Raw genomic sequence first — 6,120 nt, 5'->3', positions numbered from 1 at the left:
ATCGAGAGGTAGGCTTCCCTCTTCGCTATGCTTTCTAAGCCCTATCATGACGAGTTGATTCACAACTCTGTGCTGTTTCTACTGAACCGGGTCCCAGTCTCGAGGGCTAGTTTTGAGCCCCTGTGCTGACTCATTAAAGCTCCCCTTTATTACGTGTGAGAAAGCTTATTCACTAGCGTAGTGTGAGAAAGAGTAAGATCGGAAGACTGAGTTATTAAGCACCTAGCCACTTACGCATGTATTGCCGTTCTAGATTCTAGGTTGTTGCGTTTGGGGTTACGTTGCGTCTCGCAAGCTTATTTACTGAAGTCTACTAATATAGAGGTCTAAAAGAGTATTAAGCTGTTGGAGCTAGGAATAATAAAAAAGCCCAGCAGGAAAATGCTGAGCTTTGAAGTTAATTATGCTTACAGGATGCGTTTTAAAACCCCATCTGCTTTTAGGCGGGTTATTTTTCTTACTAACCGCTGCACCCCTATCGGATAATCTTCCACTTTTTCTAACTGTTTATAAGTACAGATAAGATGGGTATGCTCAAGGATACGCGAAACCTCATCTTCGAACTTATCAGTGAGTTTCGCATAATTGTCTTGGATGAGAAGTCCATTTTCTAGATCAAGTGACCAAGCCCGAGGATTTAAGTTATTCCCCGTCAGTAGCATATAGCGTTTATCAACCCAAATGCCTTTGAGATGGAAGCTATTATTGTCATGCTTCCAGAGGTGAATTGACAGTTTACGCGCAGCGATATTCGCTTCATTTGCTTTCGCAAAGCGGCGTAGGTTTACTTCATACAGATATGGAAGTCCGCCAATGGTTTTAAAGTCTTCCTCAGGGGCAATATAAAAGTCGTTTGCTGTCTTGTCGCCCACAACAATAGTTACTTTCACACCGCGTTTCATAGCTCGCTTCACTTCACGATGCAGCGCTTTAGGGAAGTTAAAGTAAGGCGTACAGATAAAGATTTCGTTTTGGGCGGTCGCTAGTAACTTTACAATCTGTTGATTGAGCAGATTGCGGCGTTTGCCTAGACCAACTAGCGGGGTGATTTTTACACTTTCCTCTGTTGCAGGTTGGTCTTCAAACTGATAATTAGCTTGAGCAAGTGAAGCTCTCAGTTGACGAATCGCCGACTTAATTTCTTTGGTTTCTGGCTTATCTTTTCCAGCAAGATCATTGACTGCTGGGTGAGCAATCATCTCTTCCTGAATGAATTGCACCATTGAATTAGCTAAAGATTCATGTCGAATCACATGGTAACGATCAAAGCGATAGCGTTCGTGATAGTGCAGGTAAACGTTATTTAAGCTTGCCCCACTGTAGATGACAGTATCATCGACAATGAAGCCTTTTAAATGCAGTACCCCAAAAACCTCTCTGCCACGCACAGGTATACCATAGACAGGGATCGGGTGTTGGTACTTATTGGCATACGCTTTGTAAAGCGCAGAATTACCCTCAGATGTTTCCGCACCAATCAGGCCACGCTGCGCTCGATGCCAGTCGACACAGATATTGATGTCCAACCCAGGATTACGCTGTTTCGCTTCATAAAGCGCAGTGAGAATTTCACGTCCAGCTTCATCATCTTCCAGATATAGAGCGACTAGGTAAATTCGCGACGTTGCTTTGCTGATTGCATCCAAAAGACGAGTCCTGAATGATTCTGCTGAATACAGAACATCAAAGTCTTCCGGATTGACAGCGAGACTTGGCAACTGTTCGAATGGATTCCTACTTACTATCATATCGGTATGAGTACCTTAGTTTAGTGCAATATTGCGAACCTGCCATTTTATCAAAGATATGATTTACCTGGCTACAAAAGCGCGCGTTTTGATGTCGTTGAAGAGATGAATTGCATTGGAATGAGATCTTTACCGCTATCTACATAGCGTTGAAATGCCATTTTTAGCGGGTGTGGTAGCTCAGAGCAATCAATGGTTTTGAATCCATGCTTGGAATAATAGGATTCGAGATGTGTAAACGCGAAGCAATAATCGCCATCAGTGAAAACATTGTTTTTACAATGAGTTAGTAGTTCTTTTCCAATGCCAGTTCCCCTAAGTGTTGGAATGACCAGCATTCCCGTCAGCAATCGAGATCTATCTACGGTTTTTAAGCGTAGTAACGCAACGATTTCACCTTTATGGCTCGCTGTAATGATCAGTTCATCCTTTTTGGCTCGACCCGAAGGGTAATGCGCTTTGTACAACCTCTTAATGAGAGGGAGCTTGATAGGATTTAACACTTCTATGATTAATGAGTCAGGTATTGTCACTGCGGTTAAAAGATAACTAATGTAGAATGTCGACAGTTTAAGAGAATCTTATCTGACGTTGCAAACCTACTATGCAAATTAAAACAAATGCAAGCCTTAAGGCTTACCATACTTTTGGGATTGAACAGTCGTGTTCCTATTTAGCGACCATCGAGTCGCTCGAGGAGGTTACCCAACTATTTCAAGACCCGAGATTCACCCATTTACCGAAACTTTTTTTAGGTAAAGGAAGTAATGTTCTTTTCACTGAGCATTTTGACGGGTTAGTGATCGTTAATCGAATCATGGGTAAACATGTGACGGAAACGGATGACCAATACCTGTTGCATATTGCAGGTGGTGAAGACTGGCCTGAGTTGGTTTCCTGGTGTGTGAGTCAGGGAATTGGTGGGTTAGAAAACCTAGCCCTGATCCCTGGCTGTGCAGGCTCGGCTCCTATTCAAAACATTGGAGCCTATGGGCTAGAGCTAAAAGACATTTGTGATTACGTGGATGTTCTTGATCTAACTACATTTGAACATAGAAGAATGAGCGCCAGAGACTGTGACTTTGGCTACCGAGACTCCATTTTTAAACACGCTTTGCATGAAAAGTGCTTTATTACCGCACTAGGGCTTAAGTTGGCTAAGCAATGGCAACCGATTAATCAATATGGTCCTTTAAAAGATATTCCGGAAGAACAACTTAGCCCAGCAACAATCTTCGAGCGAGTTTGCCAAGTGCGAACGGAGAAACTGCCGGATCCAGCCAAAGTAGGTAACGCAGGGAGTTTCTTTAAAAACCCAGTGATCACTCAAGATCATTATGATCGGCTCATGAAGCAACATACTAATATCGTGGCCTATCCAACTCCTGGCGGAATGAAAGTCGCGGCTGGTTGGCTGATTGATCAGTGCGGATTAAAGGGGAAGTCTGTGCATGGTGCACAGGTCAACCCTATGCAAGCCTTGGTTTTGACCAACATGGACAACTGCAGTGCCGATGATGTTGTCGCACTTGCTTCCCTAGTGAAGCAGGCAGTGTGGGATAAATACCAAATAGAACTTGAGCATGAAGTGCGATTTCTGAACCGTACCGGGGAAACCAACTTGGCTCAGATCGAGGCGTTAAGATGAGAAAAGATCACTCTACGAAACTTCATATCTTAAAGTCATTAAGTAACGGCGGGTTTCATTCTGGAGAGGCGCTGGGCGAAGCCCTGAATGTATCCAGAGCGGCAATAGCTAAGCATATTAAAGGTCTTAGTGAGTGGGGCATTGATATTTATCGAGTGCAAGGGCGCGGTTACCAGTTGGCATCACCATTGCAGTTGCTAGATGAAGCTCTCCTTACTGCTAGTGCGGAGTCACTTGTTGAGCTTGTTCCTGTGATTAACTCAACCAACCAGTATTTGCTTGATAGAGTTGCAGAGTCAGAAAAGGGCCGTGTTTGTATAGCTGAGTATCAAGCACAAGGACGTGGTCGCCGCGGTAGACAATGGATCTCTCCATTTGGCTCTAACTTATACCTATCCATGTACTGGCGATTAGATGCGGGAATGGCCGCGGCAATGGGCTTAAGCCTTGTTATTGGTATTGCCGCAGTGGAAGCACTAGAAGAAATGGGCATACAAGGCGTTAAACTCAAGTGGCCAAATGACCTGTATTATCAAGATAAAAAACTGGCAGGAATCTTAGTGGAGATGTCAGGGCAGGCCGGTGGTGCTGCTCATCTTGTGATTGGGATGGGGCTCAATATTGGAATGCCTGATGAGCAACCTGAGATTGATCAACCATGGACAACATTGAATCAGGTAAACGAGAGTCTCGTGATCGATAGAAATGTCCTAGCGACGACGCTTATCCAGCATTGGAATTCCGCACTTATCGAGTATGAACTGAAAGGACTTACCAGCTTTGTCGAACGTTGGAATCGATTAGATAACTTTCTCAATCGTCAAGTCAAGCTGCTCATCGGACCTAGAGAGGTGCACGGCGTCGTACGCGGCATTGATCATCAAGGCGGGATATTACTCGAAACCTCCCAAGGGCTAGAGACTTACATTGGTGGTGAAATCTCGTTGCGTAAAAGCGATTGACGTTCAATTACTTTCGCAAAGATACCTTATCAACCAAGTGGTTGACGCCTTTGTGTAGAATCAAATGGGCTCTTTCTCGGGTTGGAAGAATATTCAGCTCCAAGTTGAGCCCATTAATATCATGCCAAATTTGTTTCGCTTTTTGCTTTGCTTCATCGACTGACAGTTGCGTGTAGTGACTAAAATAAGAACCGGGTTTAGTAAAAGCCCCTTGGCGAAACTTTAAAAATCGTTCCACATACCATTGTTCAATTGTCTCTGTTTCAGCATCGACATAGATCGAAAAATCCAAAAAATCAGAGACAAAGACGCGATGTGGATCATGCGGATAATCCATTCCACTTTGTAGAACGTTTAAACCTTCAATGATAAGAACATCCGGTCTATCAACTTTTCTTAGTTCGTCCGTAATGTCATACGTGATGTGGGAGTAAATAGGTACTTCAAGATCCGGCTTACCCGCTTTAACGTCAGACATAAACTCAACTAAACGTTTGATATCATAGGACTCAGGAAACCCTTTACGATGCATGATACCGCGTTCTTCTAGTACCTTTTTCGGATATAGAAAGCCATCTGTAGTGACCAAGGACACTTTGGGATGATTCTCCCAACGAGAAAGCAATGCGGTCAGAATACGAGCTGTCGTACTTTTGCCTACAGCGACACTGCCGGCGATACCAATCACAAAAGGAGGGGCATGTTCTTCCGTATTCAAGAATTGTTGTAATACAGAGTTGCGGCTTTGACGGGCTTGGACGTACAGATTCAAAAGACGAGACAAAGGAAGGTAGATTTCTACCGCTTCCTCCATGGTTAGGTTTTCATTAATGCCCTGAAGCGCAGTCAAGTCGTCTTCAGAAAGTGTCATCGGTACAGAGTTTCTTAACTCGGCCCAGTTTGCACGGTCAAATGACAAAAATGGACTCATGGGTCTCTTTTATCCTTGGTTTAGTAGAAGCAAGAACATACATCAAGCGAACTTCAAAGCAAACGACAAAGGTCGAAGTTTACTTTAAAAAAGCCAAGTTTGTACGAATTTGCAGCAAACGAATCTAAAAAATCGAATTTTATGATTTTTTTTAAAATTACTATTGCAACCTCGAAAATCATTCAATAGAATGCGCACCACTTATGCCGACTTAGCTCAGTAGGTAGAGCAACTGACTTGTAATCAGTAGGTCACCAGTTCGATTCCGGTAGTCGGCACCATTCTTTCCTTTAGTAGTCTGAATGGCTTGAAAATTTGGAGGGGTTCCCGAGTGGCCAAAGGGAGCAGACTGTAAATCTGCCGGCACTGCCTTCGATGGTTCGAATCCGTCCCCCTCCACCATATTCTTTAGGAAATAGCTCTCAGAGTTACGTGTTGCGGGCATCGTATAATGGCTATTACCTCAGCCTTCCAAGCTGATGATGCGGGTTCGATTCCCGCTGCCCGCTCCACTCTAATTTGAGTGCTGATATAGCTCAGGTGGTAGAGCGCATCCTTGGTAAGGATGAGGTCGGCAGTTCGAGTCTGCCTATCAGCACCAGCTCTCAAGTTTATTTCCTTTTGATATTAGATTTACCAATTATCTTTTTTTGGTTGCGTGGTCAATTTGGGCCACCTAAATCCGTACCTAGAGGGACCACTCATGTCTAAAGAAAAATTTGAACGTACGAAACCGCACGTTAACGTTGGTACTATCGGCCACGTTGACCACGGTAAAACAACTCTAACTGCAGCTATCTGTACTACTCTTGCTAAAGTTTACGGCGGTGT

At 43.9% G+C, this 6,120-nt stretch carries 6 protein-coding genes and 4 tRNA genes; 7 read left to right on the top strand and 3 right to left on the bottom strand.

The features are described from left to right. Positions 1–407: 407 nt before the first annotated feature. Positions 408–1,748: a CDP-diacylglycerol--serine O-phosphatidyltransferase gene (gene pssA, locus L3V27_RS23255; protein WP_237312851.1), complete on the bottom strand. Its 1,341-nt coding sequence runs from the start codon at positions 1,746–1,748 to the stop codon at positions 408–410. Between the two features lie 71 nt (positions 1,749–1,819). Continuing rightward, positions 1,820–2,251, bottom strand: coding sequence for a GNAT family N-acetyltransferase (locus L3V27_RS23250; RefSeq protein ID WP_031780708.1), 432 nt, complete (start codon positions 2,249–2,251; stop codon positions 1,820–1,822). Positions 2,252–2,352: 101 nt separating this feature from the next. On the opposite strand from L3V27_RS23250, the gene murB reads away from it, so the two are divergent. Continuing rightward, positions 2,353–3,396, top strand: a complete 1,044-nt coding sequence (gene murB / locus L3V27_RS23245) for a UDP-N-acetylmuramate dehydrogenase (protein ID WP_167426149.1) — start codon at positions 2,353–2,355, stop codon at positions 3,394–3,396. Then, on the top strand, positions 3,393–4,358 hold the full coding sequence (gene birA / locus L3V27_RS23240; RefSeq protein ID WP_167426150.1) for a bifunctional biotin--[acetyl-CoA-carboxylase] ligase/biotin operon repressor BirA: 966 nt from the start codon (positions 3,393–3,395) through the stop codon (positions 4,356–4,358). Before murB ends, birA begins: the two co-directional genes overlap by 4 nt. A 7-nt stretch (positions 4,359–4,365) precedes the next feature. On the opposite strand, the gene coaA is transcribed toward birA, so the two are convergent. Next, on the bottom strand, positions 4,366–5,289 hold the full coding sequence (gene coaA / locus L3V27_RS23235) for a type I pantothenate kinase (protein ID WP_005398335.1): 924 nt from the start codon (positions 5,287–5,289) through the stop codon (positions 4,366–4,368). Positions 5,290–5,494: 205 nt separating this feature from the next. Between coaA and L3V27_RS23230 the strand changes: the two genes are divergently transcribed. The 5 genes from L3V27_RS23230 to L3V27_RS23210 all read left to right on the top strand — a co-directional run. Then, a tRNA-Thr gene (locus L3V27_RS23230) sits at positions 5,495–5,570 on the top strand. A gap of 36 nt (positions 5,571–5,606) precedes the next feature. Beyond that, positions 5,607–5,691, top strand: a tRNA-Tyr gene (locus tag L3V27_RS23225). Positions 5,692–5,726: 35 nt separating this feature from the next. Then, positions 5,727–5,801: transfer RNA gene (locus L3V27_RS23220), tRNA-Gly, on the top strand. Positions 5,802–5,814: 13 nt separating this feature from the next. Further along, positions 5,815–5,890 (top strand) — tRNA-Thr (locus tag L3V27_RS23215). 102 nt (positions 5,891–5,992) lie between these two features. After that, positions 5,993–6,120 (top strand): GTP-binding protein (locus L3V27_RS23210; protein ID WP_227484038.1); only part of this gene is annotated, 128 nt, incomplete at its 3' end.

The organism is Vibrio sp. J2-3(2022) (assembly GCF_021725735.1).
GTDB classification, from domain to species: Bacteria; Pseudomonadota; Gammaproteobacteria; order Enterobacterales; family Vibrionaceae; genus Vibrio; species Vibrio diabolicus.
This window is presented reverse-complemented; position numbering and strand designations above follow the sequence as displayed.

Bases quoted from the DNA above. Each gene is read 5' to 3' on its own strand.
- pssA (WP_237312851.1), bottom strand. From the start codon at position 1,748: ATGATAGTAAGTAGGAATCCATTCGAACAGTTGCCAAGTCTCGCTGTC.
- murB (WP_167426149.1), top strand. From the start codon at position 2,353: ATGCAAATTAAAACAAATGCAAGCCTTAAGGCTTACCATACTTTTGGG.
- birA (WP_167426150.1), top strand. From the start codon at position 3,393: ATGAGAAAAGATCACTCTACGAAACTTCATATCTTAAAGTCATTAAGT.
- coaA (WP_005398335.1), bottom strand. From the start codon at position 5,289: ATGAGTCCATTTTTGTCATTTGACCGTGCAAACTGGGCCGAGTTAAGA.